At 72.8% G+C, this 15,644-nt stretch carries 16 protein-coding genes; 9 read left to right on the top strand and 7 right to left on the bottom strand.

Annotated elements, in window-relative coordinates; translation table 11 throughout:
- The first annotated feature begins 161 nt into the window (after positions 1 to 161).
- Complete coding sequence (locus ACZ3KP_RS36605) at positions 162 to 1,031, top strand: universal stress protein (protein WP_467504977.1); 870 nt, start codon at positions 162 to 164, stop codon at positions 1,029 to 1,031.
- A gap of 37 nt (positions 1,032 to 1,068) precedes the next feature.
- Here ACZ3KP_RS36605 and ACZ3KP_RS36610 read toward each other — a convergent pair whose 3' ends face one another.
- The 3 genes from ACZ3KP_RS36610 to ACZ3KP_RS36620 all read right to left on the bottom strand — a co-directional run bounded on the left by ACZ3KP_RS36610 (position 1,069) and on the right by ACZ3KP_RS36620 (position 3,792).
- A complete protein-coding gene (locus ACZ3KP_RS36610; protein WP_467504979.1) occupies positions 1,069 to 2,304 on the bottom strand; it encodes a DUF4032 domain-containing protein in 1,236 nt (411 codons plus the stop codon).
- Positions 2,305 to 2,314: 10 nt separating this feature from the next.
- Positions 2,315 to 3,067: an MBL fold metallo-hydrolase gene (locus tag ACZ3KP_RS36615; RefSeq protein WP_467504981.1), complete on the bottom strand. Its 753-nt coding sequence runs from the start codon at positions 3,065 to 3,067 to the stop codon at positions 2,315 to 2,317.
- A 98-nt stretch (positions 3,068 to 3,165) separates the two neighbouring features.
- Positions 3,166 to 3,792 (bottom strand): alpha-ketoglutarate-dependent dioxygenase AlkB, encoded by a 627-nt coding sequence (locus tag ACZ3KP_RS36620; protein WP_467504982.1) that lies wholly within the window; start codon positions 3,790 to 3,792, stop codon positions 3,166 to 3,168.
- Between the two features lie 118 nt (positions 3,793 to 3,910).
- Between ACZ3KP_RS36620 and ACZ3KP_RS36625 the strand changes: the two genes are divergently transcribed.
- The gene (locus tag ACZ3KP_RS36625; protein ID WP_467504984.1) at positions 3,911 to 4,546 is read left to right on the top strand and encodes a TetR/AcrR family transcriptional regulator; all 636 of its coding nucleotides are present in this window, start codon (positions 3,911 to 3,913) and stop codon (positions 4,544 to 4,546) included.
- 47 nt (positions 4,547 to 4,593) lie between these two features.
- The gene (locus ACZ3KP_RS36630; protein WP_467505049.1) at positions 4,594 to 6,267 is read left to right on the top strand and encodes an FAD-binding dehydrogenase; all 1,674 of its coding nucleotides are present in this window, start codon (positions 4,594 to 4,596) and stop codon (positions 6,265 to 6,267) included.
- Position 6,268: 1 nt separating this feature from the next.
- On the opposite strand, the gene ACZ3KP_RS36635 is transcribed toward ACZ3KP_RS36630, so the two are convergent.
- Complete coding sequence (locus ACZ3KP_RS36635) at positions 6,269 to 6,616, bottom strand: DUF488 domain-containing protein (protein WP_467504985.1); 348 nt, start codon at positions 6,614 to 6,616, stop codon at positions 6,269 to 6,271.
- Between the two features lie 182 nt (positions 6,617 to 6,798).
- Between ACZ3KP_RS36635 and ACZ3KP_RS36640 the strand changes: the two genes are divergently transcribed.
- The 4 genes from ACZ3KP_RS36640 (at position 6,799) to ACZ3KP_RS36655 (ending at position 11,587) form a co-directional block, all read left to right on the top strand.
- Positions 6,799 to 8,202 (top strand): M1 family metallopeptidase, encoded by a 1,404-nt coding sequence (locus tag ACZ3KP_RS36640; protein ID WP_467504986.1) that lies wholly within the window; start codon positions 6,799 to 6,801, stop codon positions 8,200 to 8,202.
- Between the two features lie 73 nt (positions 8,203 to 8,275).
- Positions 8,276 to 9,013 (top strand): hypothetical protein, encoded by a 738-nt coding sequence (locus ACZ3KP_RS36645; RefSeq protein ID WP_358982058.1) that lies wholly within the window; start codon positions 8,276 to 8,278, stop codon positions 9,011 to 9,013.
- Positions 9,014 to 9,032: 19 nt separating this feature from the next.
- Positions 9,033 to 9,731, top strand: a complete 699-nt coding sequence (locus ACZ3KP_RS36650; RefSeq protein ID WP_358982057.1) for a response regulator transcription factor — start codon at positions 9,033 to 9,035, stop codon at positions 9,729 to 9,731.
- Positions 9,728 to 11,587 carry a sensor histidine kinase gene (locus tag ACZ3KP_RS36655; RefSeq protein WP_467504988.1) on the top strand — a complete coding sequence of 620 codons (1,860 nt, stop codon included), beginning with the start codon at positions 9,728 to 9,730 and terminating at the stop codon, positions 11,585 to 11,587. Before ACZ3KP_RS36650 ends, ACZ3KP_RS36655 begins: the two co-directional genes overlap by 4 nt.
- Here the strand turns inward: ACZ3KP_RS36655 and ACZ3KP_RS36660 are convergent.
- Entirely contained in the window at positions 11,580 to 11,834 is a 255-nt protein-coding gene (locus ACZ3KP_RS36660; RefSeq protein ID WP_358982055.1) for a WhiB family transcriptional regulator, read from the bottom strand. The two genes, ACZ3KP_RS36655 and ACZ3KP_RS36660, sit on opposite strands and share 8 nt — an antisense overlap.
- Before the next feature lie 113 nt (positions 11,835 to 11,947).
- The gene (locus ACZ3KP_RS36665; protein WP_467504990.1) at positions 11,948 to 13,162 is read right to left on the bottom strand and encodes a saccharopine dehydrogenase family protein; all 1,215 of its coding nucleotides are present in this window, start codon (positions 13,160 to 13,162) and stop codon (positions 11,948 to 11,950) included.
- Between the two features lie 121 nt (positions 13,163 to 13,283).
- On the opposite strand from ACZ3KP_RS36665, the gene ACZ3KP_RS36670 reads away from it, so the two are divergent.
- Positions 13,284 to 14,033, top strand: a complete 750-nt coding sequence (locus tag ACZ3KP_RS36670) for a TetR/AcrR family transcriptional regulator (protein WP_467504992.1) — start codon at positions 13,284 to 13,286, stop codon at positions 14,031 to 14,033.
- Positions 14,034 to 14,045: 12 nt separating this feature from the next.
- Here the strand turns inward: ACZ3KP_RS36670 and ACZ3KP_RS36675 are convergent, their stop codons facing one another.
- On the bottom strand, positions 14,046 to 14,930 hold the full coding sequence (locus ACZ3KP_RS36675) for a LysR family transcriptional regulator ArgP (RefSeq protein WP_467504994.1): 885 nt from the start codon (positions 14,928 to 14,930) through the stop codon (positions 14,046 to 14,048).
- Positions 14,931 to 15,015: 85 nt separating this feature from the next.
- On the opposite strand from ACZ3KP_RS36675, the gene ACZ3KP_RS36680 reads away from it, so the two are divergent.
- Entirely contained in the window at positions 15,016 to 15,633 is a 618-nt protein-coding gene (locus tag ACZ3KP_RS36680; RefSeq protein ID WP_358982051.1) for a LysE/ArgO family amino acid transporter, read from the top strand.
- Positions 15,634 to 15,644 lie beyond the last annotated feature (11 nt).

Raw genomic sequence — 15,644 nt, forward strand, 5'->3', positions numbered from 1 at the left:
CCGACCAGCCGGGCACGCCCGGCTGGTCCAGACCGAAGTATGGGTGCTGGCACCCCGGGCGTATCGCCGTGAACACGCCAACCTTGAGTCCGTGCACAGCGGGCATCCGTCCGTGCGGAACACTGATCACGCACATGTGGAACCGACGAGGAGGCCGGTGCATGACACGCCCGATCACGGCAGGGGTCGACGGTACGGAGGAGAGTCTCGCGGCTCTGGACTGGGCCGCCCGGGAGGCGGTCCGGCGCGGGCTGCCGCTGCGGGTGGTGCACGCCTGGCGCTACGAGGAGCACGAGGCGCTCACCGGTGACCGGGACACCCAGCGCCGGTGGGTGTCCGAGGGCGTGAGCGAGTCGGTGCGGGCCGTCACCGGACGGTATCCGGACCTCACGGTGAGCGTCGACGTCGTGGCGGGCGCCCCGGTGGAGGTGCTCCTGGACGCGGCCGCCGGGGCCGAGCTGCTGGCGCTGGGCTCGCGCGGGCACGGTCCGGTCGTCGGGTTCCTGCTGGGGTCCGTCGGCCAGCAGGTGATTGCCGAGGCGGCCCGTCCGGTCGTCCTGGTCCGTGCCGGGGACCGGCCCACCGCGGAGGCCGCCGGCCGGGACGTGGTCGTGGGTCAGCAGGGCGGCCCCGAGGACAGCGCGGCGGTGCTGGAGTTCGCCTTCGGGACGGCGGCGGCCCGCGGGGCGGCGGTCCGGGTGGTCCGGGCCTGGACCCTGCCGCCCGTCTTCGCCTACAGCCCGGGTTCGACGAAGCTGCTCGACGAGGCCGGGGGCCTGGAACCGTACGAGAAGAAGGCGCTGGCCGAGGCCGTGCGGCCGCTGCGGGAGCGGTTCCCGGCGGTACCGGTCGCCGAGCACGTGGAGATGGGCAGCGCCGGCCAGGTGCTGCTGTCGGTGGCCGGACGTGCCCAGCTGATGGTCGTGGGCCGGCGCGCCCACCGGACGGCGGTCGGCGCCCGCATCGGCTCGGTCGCGCACGGGGTGCTGCACCACGCCGACTGCCCGGTGGCCGTCGTGCCGCACGACTGACCTGCTCGGCCGCCCGCCCCGGGGCTCGCTCGGGGGTTCACTCCGGGGTGACCGGCTCCAGCGTCTCCCGGGCCTTGGGCAGCACGTTCTCGATGTAGTCCTCGACCGCGACGTCCAGGCCTATGTCGTGCTGGGCCCGCTCGGACAGGTACCAGCGGTGCTCCAGCAGCTCGTGGTAGATCTCGGCGGGGTCCATGGAGCCGCGCAGCTCGAGCGGCACGGCCCGCACGGTGGGGCGGAAGACGTCCCGCACCCACCGGTGGGCCAGGACCTCGGGGCGGGCCGCGAGGGGGTCGCCGGGGGCGTAGTCGTCCTGGGTGGCCATCCAGCTCTCCAGGTCGTTCAGCAGCCGGCGCGCCTGGTTCTCCTCGGCGTCCAGCCCGGTGAGCCGGAGCAGCTGGCGCTGGTGGTGGCCCGCGTCGACGACCTTCGGCACGAAGGTGACGCTGTCACCGGTGGAGGAGTGCTCGATCTGCATCTCGGCGACGTCGAAACCGAGTTCGTTGAGCCGCCTGATCCGGCGCTCGATGTACTGGTACTTGCCCGCCGGGTACACCGAGGTCCGGGTCAGCTCCTCCCACAGGTCGCCGTACCGGGTGCAGATCTCGAACCCGAACTCGATCGGGTCCAGCGACGGGTGCAGCGCCCCCGACGCCTCCAGGTCGAGCAGCTCCCCGCTGATGTTGACCCGGGCGAGGTCGAGGTCGTACTCCCGCTGTCCGTTGCTCAGCTGCGGGTGCAGGTCGCCGGTCTCGGCGTCCACCAGGTACGCCGCGTACGCGCCCGCGTCGCGCCGGAACAGGGTGTTGGACAGCGAGCAGTCGCCCCAGGCGAAGCCGGCCAGGTGCAGTCGTACGAGCAGGACCGCCAGGGCGTCCATGAGCCGGTGCATGGTGGCCGGCCGCATGGTCGTCTCGAACATCGACCGGTACGGCATCGAGCCGCCCAGGTGCCGGGTGACCAGCACCGACTCCAGCGGTTCGCCGTCCGGGGCGGTGCGGCCGGTGATCACCGCGAGCGGGTCGACCGCCGGGATGGTGAGCCGGTCAAGGTCGCGCAGCAGCTCGTACTCGCGCAGCGCCGGGCGCTCCGCGAGCTCCTTCACCGCGATGACCTCGGTGCCCGCGCGGGCGTAGCGCACCACGTGCCGGGAGATGCCGCGGGGGAGCGGCACGAGGTACTCCTCGGGCCACTCCTCCAGCGGGACGTCCCAGGGGAGTTCCAGCAGGAGTGCCGGGTGCTCCGGATTGGTCGCGCTGATCTGCAGTGCCATGTCCCGAACCCTAGACGGCGCGTTCGCGGGCCTGCTCGGCGGCCGCCTTCACGGACCCCCGGTGCAGTGGGCCGTGGCCGGGCAGCAGCGCGTCGGCGTCGAGTGCCGCGATGACGTCGAGCGAGGCCACCGCGCGGGCCCGCTCGTGGTGGAACATGTCGGGCAGCAGCTGCGGGCCCTTGACCCGCGAGGTGCGGTGGCCGCTGACCAGAGCGTCACCGGAGATCACCAGGCCGGCGTCCGGCAGGTGGTAGGCGGTGTGCCCGTCGGTGTGGCCGGGGGTGTGCACCGGGACCGGTCGGCCCGGCAGGTCGAGGGCGCCGCCCACGGCGGACGGGAACGCCTCGGGAGCGGTGACCGGGTGCTGCTCGGTGCCGCCGACCCGCAGCACGTGCACCAGCCACGGCACCACCCCCGGCCGCCAGGCGTTCTTCAGCACGTCGCCCACCGCCACCTGCTGGAGGAAGTCCCGTCGCGCGTGCGGGACCTCGGCCTCGTGCAGGTAGACCGGGACGCCGTGGGTGTCGCGCAGGTACTCGGCGGAGCCGAGGTGGTCGTTGTGCGCGTGGGTGATCAGGACGGCCGTCAGCGCCTCCGGCGAACCGCCCACCTCCGCGAGGGAGTCGAGCAGTCCCTCCCGGTCCCCGGGATAACCGGTGTCCACCAGGGTGACGGCGTCACCGTCCTTGAGGATCACCCAGTTCGTGTGGTTGCCGTGCACCAGATAGGTGCCCGTGGCGACTTCGTGTACCTCGGCCCGCATGATCTCCCCGGCTCGCCCGTACGTACAGATCGAAACGCAGGACAGCCAACCACATGCGGCTGTCCGTCGGCCGACCGGCGGTCGGCCGGGAACCGAACTCAGCGCACCCCGTGCGGCCGGAACTGCACGCTGATCCGCGGCCCGGCGGCCCGCGCCGTCTTCGGCACGCAGTGCTCCCAGGTCCGCTGGCAGGAGCCGCCCATCACGATCAGGTCGCCGTGCCCCAGCGGGCGCCGGAGCGAGGGGCCGCCGCCCAGCGGGCGCAGCAGCAGGTCCCGGGGCTCGCCCACGGAGAGGATCGCGACCATGGTGTCCTGCCGCGCGCCCCGGCCGATCCGGTCGCCGTGCCAGGCGACGCTGTCCCGGCCGTCGCGGTAGTAGCAGAGCCCGGCCGTGGTGAACGGCTCGCCCAGTTCGTCGGCGTAGTGCCGGGTGAGCGCCTCGCGGGCCTCGGTGAGGACCGGGTGGGGGAGCGGGTCGGCCGCGCCGTAGAAGGCGAGCAGGCGCGGTACGTCCACGACGGTGTCGTACATCGTGCGCCGCTCGGCGTGCCAGGGGACCTCGGCCGCGAGGAGTTCGAACAGTTCGTCGGCACCGGTCAGCCAGCCGGGCAGCACGTCGATCCAGGCGCCGGAGCCCAGCACGGTCCTGCGGACCCGGTCGAGGGGGCCGAGCCGCAGTTCGTCGGTCTGGTCGAACAGGGAGCCCTGGAGGTGCGTGGCCATGCGCCCAGCCTACCTCTTAATCGAAAATATGTTCTGTTCAAGAGGGACGGGTCTCGGTGGGCCCCTTTCGATACATTCATGTATCCGATACATTCATGTATCGAACGGAGGTCGGAACATGCCCGTCGACGACGTGCCCCAGCGGGTGACCCGGCGCCGGGTGCGGACCCGGGCCAGGCTGCTCGACGCGGCGTTCACCGTGTTCGCCGCCAAGGGCTTCGGACGGGTCTCCATCGAGGAGGTCTGCGAGGCCGCCGGGTTCAGCCGGGGCGCCTTCTACTCCAACTTCGCCACCCTCGACGAACTCTTCTTCGCCCTCTACCAGGAGAGGGCCGACCTCATCGGCCGGCAGGTCGCCGACGCGCTCGCCCTCGACGGGCCCGGCCTCGACGTGCCCGCCTCCGTCGACCGGGTCACCGAGGTGCTCCTCCTCGACGTGGACTGGCTGCTCGTGAAGACGGACTTCCTGGTGCACGCCGCCCGCGACGCCGCCGTGGCCGGGACCCTCCTCGACCACCGCGCCCGGCTGCGCCACGCCATCGCCGACCGGCTCTCCCGGGCCCCGCTCCCCGCCGTCCTCGGCGACGCCGACTCCGCCGCGCACGCCGTGGTCGCCGCCTACGACGGCGTCACCACCCAACTGCTGCTCGACCGGGACGTGGCCCAGGCCCGCGCCTGGCTCAAGCAACTGCTCACCGTGCTGCTGACCGACGGCAGCACCTCGAGCGAGACCTCCGGGCTCAGCCCCCGGTGAGTCAGCTCCCAAGGAGATCAGCCCCCATGAGAAAGGCAGCGGACGCCATGGACGCGGACGTCATCGTCGTCGGAGCGGGCCTCGCCGGCCTGGTCGCGGCGCACGAACTCACCAACCGGGGCAGGCGCGTCGCCCTGGTCGACCAGGAGAACGCCGCCAACCTCGGCGGCCAGGCCTTCTGGTCCTTCGGGGGCCTCTTCCTCGTCGACTCGCCCGAACAGCGCCGCCTCGGCATCAAGGACTCCCTCGACCTCGCCTGGAGCGACTGGCGGGGCAGCGCTCAGTTCGACCGCGAGGACGACGAGGACTCCTGGGCGGTGCGCTGGGCGCGCGCGTACGTCGAGTTCGCGGCGGGGGAGAAGCGCCCCTGGCTGCAGAGCCACGGCATCGGCCTGCTGCCCACGGTCGGCTGGGCCGAGCGCGGCGACCTGCGCGCCGACGGACACGGCAACTCCGTGCCCCGCTTCCACGTCGCCTGGGGCACCGGCACCGGTGTGGTCGAGCCCTTCGCCCGGTACGCCAAGCAGGCCGCCCGCGACGGACTGCTCACCTTCTACCACCGCCATCAGGTCGACGAACTCGTCATCGAGGACGGCGAGGCGCGCGGCGTGCGCGGCACGGTCCTCGCCGACGACGACTCACCGCGCGGCGTCGCCTCCAACCGCGACCGTGTCGGCGACTTCGAACTCACCGCCCAGGCCGTGATCGTCACGTCCGGCGGCATCGGCGCCAACCACGACGTCGTCCGCCGCCACTGGCCCGAGCGCCTCGGCACGCCCCCCGCCGAGATGGTGACCGGCGTCCCCGCCCACGTGGACGGCCGCATGCTCGACATCAGCGCCGGGGCCGGTGTCCGCCTGGTCAACCGGGACCGCATGTGGCACTACACCGAGGGCATCCAGAACTGGAACCCGATCTGGCCCGGCCACGGCATCCGCATCCTGCCCGGCCCGTCCTCGATCTGGCTCGACGCCCTCGGCCGCCGCCTGCCCGACCCCTGCCTGCCGGGCTACGACACCCTGAGCACCCTGCGGTACCTGCGTACCACCGAGGACATCGCCGGGTACGACCACTCCTGGTTCGTCCTCACCCGGAAGATCGTCGAGAAGGAGTTCGCGCTCTCCGGCTCGGAGCAGAACCCCGACATCACCGCCAAGGACCGCAGGGCCGTCCTGCGCGACCGGCTGCTCGGCAAGGGCGCGCCCGGCCCGGTGCAGGCCTTCCTCGACCACGGCGCGGACTTCGTCACCGCGACCTCCCTCGACCAGCTCGTCGAGAAGATGAACGGCCTCACCGACAAGGCCCTGCTCGACGCGGCCGAGGTGCGCCGCCAGATCGTCGCCCGCGACCTGCAGATCCACAACTCCTACAGCAAGGACTCCCAGATCCAGGGCATCCACAACGCCCGCCGGTACATCGGCGACCGCCTGGGCCGGGTGGCCGCCCCGCACCGCATCCTCGACCCGGCCGCCGGTCCGCTGATCGGCGTCAAGCTGCACGTCCTCACCCGCAAGACCCTCGGCGGCATCCAGACCGACCTGGACTCCCGTGCCCTCGGCGCCGACGGCAGGCCGATCGGCGGGCTCTACGCGGCCGGCGAGGTGGCCGGCTTCGGCGGCGGCGGGGTGCACGGCTACAACGCGCTGGAGGGCACCTTCCTCGGCGGCTGCCTGTTCTCCGGCCGGGCGGCGGGCCGGGCGGCGGCGCAGCAGACCGCGTAGCTCACTGCGCCAGGAGCCGTGCCAGCACACCGGCGTGGCTCTCCTCGGGCGTCTTCGACGCGGTGAGCAGGGTGACCTTCCGGCTCCGGGCCGTCTTCCGCAGGCCGTCGAGGAGTTCGGCGGCCTCGGGAGCGTCGAGCTCCGCCTCGTAGCGGCGGGTGAACTCCTCCCAGGAGCCGCCCTCGTGGAACCAGTGGCGCAGCCCGGTGGACGGCGTCAGCCCCTTCGGCCACTCGTCCACGTGCGCGTCCTCCTTGGACACCCCGCGCGGCCAGAGCCGGTCCACCAGGACCCGCACCCCGTCGTCCGGCTCCGGCGATTCGTAGATCCTGCGGACGCGCACGCTCACGGTCGGGCACCTCTCGGCTCGGTGACGGTCCCGCGAGCGTACGCGGCGGACTCCCGCCACCGGCCGCCGACGCGGCGCGACTTGAGCTGAACGAGGGGGAAGTGCGGACGGCCGCCGCCCCGTCCAGCGCCTGTCGTAGTGTGGGCCATTGATCATCAGCCACCCCCTCCGAAGGAGCGCACGTGCAGGGTGCAAGCAGACGTACCTCAGTCCTCCGCCGCGAGGCCGTCCTCGCGACCGTCCCGGTCGCCGTGGCGGCCCTGCTCGCCGCCGCCGGACCGGCCTCGGCGAGCACCGTCGGCGGCTCGGGCGCCGGTGACCCGTACTTCCCGCTCAGCGGCAACGGCGGCTACCACGTCGGCCACTACGACCTGACGCTCCGCTACGACACGGCCTCCCGCCACCTCGACGGCAAAGCCGTGCTCAGCGCCCGGGCCACCCAGCGGCTCACCCGCTTCGACCTCGACCTCAAGGGCCTCAAGGTGACCCGGGTGACCGTCGACGGACGCACGGCCCGCTTCAGCCGCAGCGGACAGGAACTCGTCGTCACGCCGTCGCGCGCACTGGCGAAGGGCCGGGAGTTCCGGGTCGCCGTCAGCTACAACGGCACCCCCGGGCCGGTCACCGACCCCGACGGCTCGGCCGACGGCTGGATCCCCACGGACGACGGCGCGTTCGTCGCCGGGGAGCCGCAGGGCGCGATGACCTGGTTCCCGGCGAACACCCACCCCAAGGACAAGTCGTCGTACGACTTCACGATCACGGTGCCCAAGGGGCGCACCGCCGTCGCCAACGGCGTCCTCGTCGCACAGCACACCTCGGCCGGGCGCACCACCTTCCGGTGGCGGCAGAGCGAGCCGATGGCCGCGTACCTCGCCACCGCCACGGTGGGCAAGTTCAACGTCGATCAGTACACCACCCGGGACGGGATCAAGGTGTACAACGCGGTCGACCCGCGCGAGGCGAACGGCTCGGCGCCCGTGCTGAAGAAGCTGCCGTCGGTCCTGGACTGGGAGAGCCGACTGTTCGGGCCGTACCCCTTCCGGTCCGCCGGGGCTATCGTCGACCACGCGCCGAGCGTCGGGTACGCCCTGGAGACGCAGGGCCGGCCGATCTACGACTCCGCGCCCGACCTCAGCACCCTCGTCCACGAGAGCGCCCACCAGTGGTTCGGCGACTCCGTCTCCCTCACCGCCTGGAAGGACATCTGGCTCAACGAGGGATTCGCCACGTACGCCGAGTGGCTCTACAGCGAGCAGCACGGGGGCGACAGCGCGCAGAAGACCTTCGACGCGCTGTACGCCAAGCCGGCGAGCGACGCCTTGTGGGCGTACCCGCCGGGGGACCCGGGGAGCGGGAAGAACATCTTCGGCGAACCGGTCTACGCCCGTGGGGCGATGGCGCTGCACGAGCTGCGGAAGGCGGTGGGGGACGCGGTCTTCTTCCGGATCCTGCGCGCCTGGGCGAGTGAACACCGGTACGGGCACGGGACAACGGCTCAGTTTGTGAAGCTGGCCGAGGGGCAGTCGGGGGTCGACCTCGGGTCGTTGTTCCAGACGTGGTTGTACAAGAAGGGCAAGCCGTGACGACCCAGCCCCGCGCCCCAAGAGGGCGCGAAAGCTGACCAGTTCCTTACATTTCTCGGCCAGAGTCGGACTCATGATCCAACGCAGAACAGCTGTCGCCCTTCTCGCCTCCCCCCTTCTGCTGTCCGGTTGCGGGGGAGGCGCCGAGGCCGCGCAGAGCCCCGCCGACGACGGCCGGGCGGCGCGGGCGACGGCCTCCCCGACGGCCGGGAGCGGCCCGCAGGGCCAGGGCATACCGGGGCTCGGACCGAAGACGACGGCCGCGATACCCGAGCGGGCGGAGCAGGTCGTCGTCGCCTCCGGGCGGGGCAGGAACTCCCCGGTGTCCTCCGTCGTCCTCTACGAGCGCGACGACACCACGTGGCAGCCCGGCGCCAGTTGGCCCGCACACAACGGCAGGGACGGCTGGAGCGAGCACCACATGGCCGGGGACCTGCGCTCCCCCGTCGGCGTGTACGGGCTGACCGACGCCGGAGGCCTGCTGGCCGACCCCGGGAGCAAGCTGCCGTACCACCGGTCGAACGGCTTCCACGCGCCCGGCACCGGGTTCGAGGGCGAGCCGCTGGAAGGCTCCTTCGACTACGTCGTCGCCATCAACTACAACCGTGAGCCGGGCACCTCACCGCTCGACTGGACCCGGCCGCTGGGCGCCGCCCGCGGTGGCGGCGTCTGGCTGCACGTCGACCACGGGGGCCCCACGCACGCCTGCGTCAGTGTCGCCAAGGCCCACATGAAGGAACTGCTGCGCACCCTCGACCCGGCCCGGCATCCGGTGGTCGTCATGGGGTACGCCGACTGGCTCGCACAGTAGACGCCTGGGATCCGAACCCGTGTGCGCGCATGTGCTGGTCGCCGAGGACGACGAGATGCAGGCCGAGCTGATCCGGCGGTCGCTGCTGGCCGAGGGCCACACCGCGACCGTGGTCCACGACGGCGCCGCGGCGCTGGACGCGGCCCGGCGGCTCGGGCCCGACCTGGTCGTCCTCGACCTGATGCTGCCGGTCGTCGACGGCTTCGGCGTGTGCCGGGTGCTGCGCGGCGGCGACCCGGAGATCCCGGTGCTGATGCTCACGGCCCGCTCCGACGAGGACGACGTGCTGCTCGGCCTGGAACTCGGCGCCGACGACTACATGACCAAGCCGTACAGCCCCCGAGAGCTGATGGCGCGGATCCGGACGATCCTGCGGCGCAGCGGACGGAGCGCCGCCGTCCGGGAGGAGCCCGCCGTGATCGCCGCCGGGATCAGCGTCGATCCGGTGCGCCACGAGGTGCGCCGCGACGGGGAACCCGTGGAGGTGACCCCGGCCGAGTTCCAGATCCTGCTCGCCATGGCGGGGGAACCCGACCGGGTCTTCACCCGCCGGCAGTTGCTGCAGTGCACCCGGGGCTTCGACCGGTCCTCCACCGAACGCGCCGTCGACGTCCACGTGATGAACCTGCGCCGGAAGATCGAGTCCGATCCGCGCCGGCCGGTACGCCTGGTCACCGTGTTCGGCGTCGGCTACAAACTGAGCGGCGGCAGGCCGTGACGCCGCGGATACCGTGGCGCAAACGGCTGCTGGTGCGGCTGCTGTTCACCTCGGTGCTGATCGCCGTCTGTTCCGTGGCCGCCACCGCCTGGCTCGCGGTGACGACCACCACCAGCGCACTGGAGGAGGAACAGGGCCAGGACCTCGCCGCCGACAACCGGATCCTCGCCCAGCTCAGCGGGTACGCCGCGGACCACCCGGACTGGGCCGGGGTCGGGCACACCGTGCGCACCCTGGCCGCCAGGACCGGCCGCAGGATCGCCCTGACCACCTCCGACCGCACCCTGATCGCCGACTCGGCGCCCGGCGGGACCCCGCTCCCGCCCCGCCCGGCCGCCGCCGTGGACCCCCTGCACACCGACACCTACACGGAGTTCGGCGCCCAGCTCAGCGGCATCGACCCGCGCGCGGTGGGACCGTTCCGGCTCACCGCGCCGGAGCGCGAGAAGCTGGAGTTGGTCGCGAAGAAGGAGCGGACGTGCTTCGACCGCGTGGGCGTGGCGACCAGTGTCCAGCACGTCCCGAGCGGACGGCCGTACGTCGTCGTCCAGGACGCCGGGGACGCCGCCCTGGAGATCAAGGTCGGGTGCGGCCACGTCTACGACACGCCGAGGGCGGAGGCGACCGACGTGCTCGACGTCCCGACCGCCACCGAGGCCAAGGCACTGGGCGCCCTCACGGATCTGGCCCGTCCCTGCCTGCGGGCCCGGGACCTGGACCTCGGCGGCCCGCTCTCCCTGACCTACGACACGACGGGACGCAATCCGGTCACCGGCAGGTTCCTCGTCACCAGGAAGGGCGCCGAGCGGCAGCCGGACCGGGCCGCGCGGAACTGCGTCACCGACGCCCGTCGCACCCAGCTCGAACCCTACGTCGCCCCCGCCGCCGAACTGTTCCTCGGCATCGGCGACCAGATCGCGCCCCGCTTCGACATGTCCCGGGCCAGCAAGACCAGGATCGTCGGCGCGGCCGGACTGGTCCTCGCGATCACGGTCGCCGTCACCGCCGTCGTCGCCACCCGTCTGGTACGACCGCTGCGCGCGCTCACCCTCGCCGCACAGCAGCCGCCCGAACTGCACGCCAGGGCACCGGTGCGCACCCGGGACGAGACCGGCCTGCTCGCCGAGGCGTTCAACGACCTGACCGAGCGCCGGGAACGTCTGGAGGAGCAGCGCAAGGCGATGGTCAGCGACATCGCCCACGAACTGCGCAGCCCGCTCACCAACATCCGAGGCTGGCTGGAGGTCACCAAGGACGGTGTGGTCGCCCCCGATCCGGCGCTCCTCGGCTCCCTGCACGAGGAGGCCCTGGTCCTGCAGCGGATCATCGACGACCTCCAGGACCTGGCGGCCGCCGACGCCGGCACCCTGCGTGTGCACCGCGAACCGGTCCGCGCCGCCGACCTGGTCGACCAGGTCGCCGCCGCCCACCGGGTGGCCGCCGACGCGGCCGGCGTCACCCTGCTGACCGACTCCGACGGCACCGCCTGGCTCGACGCCGACCCGGTACGGATGCGGCAGGCGCTCGGCAACCTGGTCTCCAACGCCATCCGGCACACCCCCGCCGGGGGGACCGTCACCCTGACCGCCCGTCACGACGGCGACGACGTCGTCCTCACCGTGGCCGACACCGGGCCGGGCATCGCGGCGCAGGACCTGCCGCACGTCTTCGAACGGTTCTGGCGCGCGGAGAAGTCCCGCAGCCGCCGCACCGGGGGCAGCGGCCTCGGGCTGCCGATCGTGCGGCACCTGGTCGCCGCCCACGGCGGCACCGCCGAGGCGCAGAGCGAGCCGGGCCAAGGCGCCCGGTTCACCCTGCGGCTGCCGGGAGCCCCGGCCCCGGCCGACGTCAGCTGAACCGGCGCGCGGCGGCCTTCCTGCGCCGGGTCAGCAGCCGGCGCTCCGCCTCGGTGGTACCACCCCAGATGCCGACGGCCTGCCCCGTCTCCATCGCCCAGTCCAGGCACTGGTCCTGAACCGGGCAACGCTCGCAGACCGCTTTCGCCCGCCGCGTCTGGTGCAGTGAGGGGCCGGTGGTGCCGATCGGGAAGAAGAGGTCGGGATCCTCGTCGCGGCACTCGGCGTGGTCTCGCCAGTTGTCCATCGATGTCACCTGCGATCCAAGTCGACTCTGCCGTTTACAGTTCGGGTTGCTCAGCTTCGGGTCACCGGAGCGGGCACCGCTGAAACGGGCAAGTCGCCTCGGATTCGCGGATGTCACTGCTCCCGCAGACCCCAGGGCGAGTCGTACTCGGTCAGCAGGTCGAGGAACGGGCGGGCCGGGAACGCCTCCGGACCGAGGACGCCCGAGCCCGACCACGCACCGGTGGCCAGGAGTTCGAGGGCGACGACCGGGTTGAGGGCCGTCTGCCACACCACGGCCTGACAACCGTACTCCGCCATGGACCACTGGTTGTCGACAACGTGGTAGAGATACACCTCACGCGGTCGCCCGTCCTTCGTGCCGCGCACCCAGGTGCCCGCACAGGTCTTGCCGCGCATCCGCCCGCCCAGCGTCGCCGGGTCGGGCAGCGAGGCGGCGACCACGTCCCGGGGCGAGACCGCGACCGGCCCGCCGGCGCCGGGCACGGCCACCGGGACGGTGCTGTCCAGGCCGAGCCGGTGCAGGGTCCGCAGCGTCTCGATGAACTGGCCGCCCAGCCCGTACTTGAAGGTGACCCGCCGGGCGTCCACCCAGCGCGGCACGAGCAGCACCTCCTCGTGCTCGACGTTGACGCACTCGACCGGGCCGATCCCGTCCGGGAATTCGAACACCTCTGGTTCGCTGAAGGGCGCGGTCGTGAACCAGCCACGTCCCTTCTCGTAGACGACGGGCGGGTTGAGGCACTCCTCGATGGTGGTCCAGATGTTGAAGGAGGGCGCGAAGTCGTAGCCGTCCACCGTCAGGTTCGCGCCGTCGCGGATCCCTATCTCCTCGATCTCGTCGAAGAGCTCGTCGGCCGCGTACCGTGCGAACACGTCCGAGAGACCCGGCTCCACCCCCATGCCGACCAGTGCCAGCGCCCCCGCCTCGGCCCACTGCGCCGCCAGCGCGAACTGCTCGTCGCCGAGCTTCACCCCGCATTCCTCGTACGGGCGCTCGGGGTGCGGCCTGGACAGCGACATCGCCATGTCGAGATAGCCCGCGCCGGCCGTGCGGGCGGCCCGGAACAGGGGCATCACGAAGCGCGGGTCGGTGGCGTTGAGCAGCACGTCGCAGCCGTGCCGGGCCAGCAGCGCCGCCACCGCCGACTCGTCCCCGGCGTCGACGCGCTCGGCCCGGAACCTGCCGTCGCCGGCGGCCGCCACGGCCGCCTCGGCCCGGGCCGGGTCGTAGTCCGCGACCACCATCGCGTCGAAGAACGGACGGCGGGCCGCGATCCGGGTGACGGCGGTGCCCACACCACCGGCTCCCACGAGCAGTACACGCATGGCGAATTCTCCTTCTCGAACGAAGTGCGAGGTCGAGTACGGGGCGCCTTGGCCGGAATCAAACGCCGGTCCTTCGCATAAGGTCAATGGCGTTGGCATAAGAACGGCAGGGGAGCGCGTCATGCCCAAACAGGTCGTACCGGAGGACAGGAGGCGCCGGCGCCGTCCGACCCGCGGCGGTACCGTGCTGTCCGAGCGGCTGATCGTCGACACCGCCCTGCGGCTGCTGCGCGAGCACGGCAGCGCGGGCCTCACCGCCCGCCGGCTCGGCCTCGCCCTCGACTGCGACCCGAGCACCCTGTACCGCTACTTCCGGGGCATGGACGACCTGACCCTCGCGATCGGCGACGCCCTCATCGGCCGGGCGCTGGCCGGCTGGGCGCCGACGGGGGAGTGGCGCACCGACCTGCGCTCGATCGGGCTGCGCATCCACGGGCAGTACGTGTCCCACCCGCAGGCGGCCCTGCTGACGGCGAACCGGGTGACGGGGCGGCCCCAGGAACTGGCGGCCGACGAGGCGATCCTGGACGTCCTGCGCACGGCGGGGTTCCCGCTCGCAGAGACCGTCCGCGTCTACCACGCCTTCATCGACCAGACCCTGGCCTTCGCGGCCCTGGACGCGGCCTCCCTGGCCCTGCCGAAGGACTCCCAGCGAGCGGACGAGGCCAAGTGGCACTCGACCTACGCCCGCCTGCCCCGCGCCACCCACCCCCGCATCGCGGAAGCCGCCCCCTTGCTGGCGAAACGCATGGTGACCAGCGCGTACCCGACAGCCCTGGACATGCTCCTGGACAGCGCCGAACGTCGACTGCAGGCGTTCCTTCAGGGGCCCGGGGACTGCGCGACCAGCCACCGCGCACCCGCCCGATGACAAGCAGAACGACTAAGGCCGGCGCAACGCACCCCCCGCCGTCCGTACCACCGCCTCGGCCACCGCCCCCAACGCCGGCGAATCCAGCTTCCACTGCTGCCAGTACAAGGGCACGTCCACCCACGACTCCGGCCCCCCGAGCCGCACCAGCCTCCCCTCCCGCAACCGCGGCTCCGCCTGCGCCTCCGGCACCATCCCCCACCCCAGCCCGGCCGTCACCGCGTCCGCGAACCCCTCCGAGGTGGGTACGCAATGCCGTAGCGCACTCGCCCCGGCGCGCCCCAGCCGCCGCAGGAACCCGTCCTGGAAGTCGTCCCGCCGGTCGAACACCAGCACCGGCGCCTCGGCGAGCGCGTCCGCGAGCTCACCCCGCACGTGCGTCGCCGCGAACTGCGGCGCCGCCACCGGGAGATACCGCATCCGCCCGAGCGCCCGCACCGAGCACCCGGGCACCGGGTCCGGCGCCGAGGTGACCGCCGCCATCACCAGCCCCTCCCGCAGCAGCGCCGCCGTGTGGTCCTCGTCCTCCCGCCGCAGTTCGACGAAGATCCCCGACAGGCCGGTCAGCGCCCGCAGGAACCAGGTCGCCAGCGAGTCCGCGTTGACCGCGACGGACACCCGGGTCGGCTCCCCGGCGCCGCTCATGCCCAGTTCGCCGCGCGCGTCCCGTTCCAGCCTGCCCAGTTGGCGGGCGAACCGGACCAGCACCTCGCCCGACTCCGTCGGCCGCACCGGCTTGGTGCGCCGGAGCAGCACCCGGCCGGTGCGCTGCTCCAGCGCCTTCACCCGCTGGCTGACCGCCGACGGCGTCACGTGCAGGGCCGCGGCCGCCGCGTCGAACGTGCCCTCGTCGACCACCGCCAGCAGCGTCCGCACCTGGTCGAGGGGAAGCTCCACGGTTCCCTCCCATCATCAGATCAGCTAAGGGTACGTAAAAATCCTTAGCTGTACGTCAGATGATCGCTTCCGTAGCGTCGAGGTCATGTCCAGCTCCCTCGCCGCCGCTGCCGCCGGTTTCGGCAGCGGCCTCTCGCTGATCGTCGCGATCGGCGCCCAGAACGCCTTCGTCCTGCGCCAGGGCGTCCGCCGGGACGCGGTCCTCGCCGTCGTCGGCATCTGCGCCCTCTCTGACGCCCTGCTGATCTCCCTCGGCGTCGGCGGTGTCGGCGCGATCGTGGTGGCCTGGCCGGGCGCGGTGCGGGCGGTCGGCCTGATCGGCGGTGCCTTCCTGCTCTGCTACGGCGCGCTGGCCGCCCGCCGGGTGCTGCGGCCCGGTGCCGCCGGACTGCGCACCGAGGGCGAGGCGGCGGGGTCCCGGCGGCGGGCGGTGCTCACCTGCCTCGCCATGACCTGGCTGAACCCGCACGTCTACCTGGACACCGTGTTCCTGCTCGGCTCCCTCGCCGCCGACCGGGGTGACCTGCGCTGGACCTTCGGTCTCGGCGCCGCCCTGGCCAGCCTCTGCTGGTTCACCGCCCTCGGCTTCGGGGCGCGGCTGCTCGGCCGGTGGCTCGCCGGGCCGGCCGCCTGGCGGGTGCTGGACGGCCTGGTGGCGCTGACCATGCTCGGTCTCGGCCTGATGCTGGTGGCCGGATCCTGAGCCGCCCGGAC

Source organism: Streptomyces sp. NPDC020958 (assembly GCF_055562175.1).